Origin of the sequence: Paenibacillus sp. S29, from assembly GCF_049319765.1 — a bacterium.
GTDB lineage: Bacteria > Bacillota > Bacilli > Paenibacillales > Paenibacillaceae > Paenibacillus > Paenibacillus polymyxa_B.
The window spans coordinates 1-579 of record NZ_JBMOUI010000060.1 but is presented as its reverse complement, the minus strand read 5'-3'; the positions used below and the strand labels follow the sequence as shown (position 1 = coordinate 579).

At 58.7% G+C, this 579-nt stretch carries 1 protein-coding gene; it reads right to left on the bottom strand.

The features are described from left to right. Positions 1–579: AMP-binding protein (locus ACL9RM_RS26460; RefSeq protein ID WP_414126700.1), on the bottom strand; the 579-nt coding region annotated here is incomplete at both ends.

Here is a 579-nt window from a genome sequence, read left to right as displayed (position 1 = left end):
TACAGCAGCGCTCCGTACATTTCCCAGACGGAGAAATCGAAGCAGAACGAGTGGAACAGCGTCCACGTGTCGGATGGCCCGAAGTCAAACAGGTTCTTGTCGTTGAACAGGAGGCGCACGACGTTCTTATGCTCGATCAGCGTTCCTTTCGGTCTGCCGGTCGTTCCCGACGTGTAGATGACATATGCCAGGTTGCCCGGCCCGGAAATCGGCTCCAGGTTCGAAGCGTCCAGCGCATCGGCGGAGTCCGCCCCTCTGTCGCCCCAAACGAAATCGTCCAATTCAAGGCGCGTTCCTACAAAGTCGGTCTTCTCGTGCAGATGCTTTTGAATCAGCAATAACGGCGCGCCCGAATCCTCGATCATAAAGCGGATGCGCTCCTCCGGGTAGTCGGGATCGACAGGCACGTATGCTCCGCCCGCTTTGAGAATCGCCAGAATGCCGACAACCATATCGAGCGAGCGTTCGGCCAGAATCGCTACCAGCTGGTCCGCTTCTACTCCCGTCTCCCGCAGCTTCCGCGCAAGGCGGTTGGATCGCTCGTTCAGCTCGCGGTAGGTCAGCTGCCGCTCGTTCATG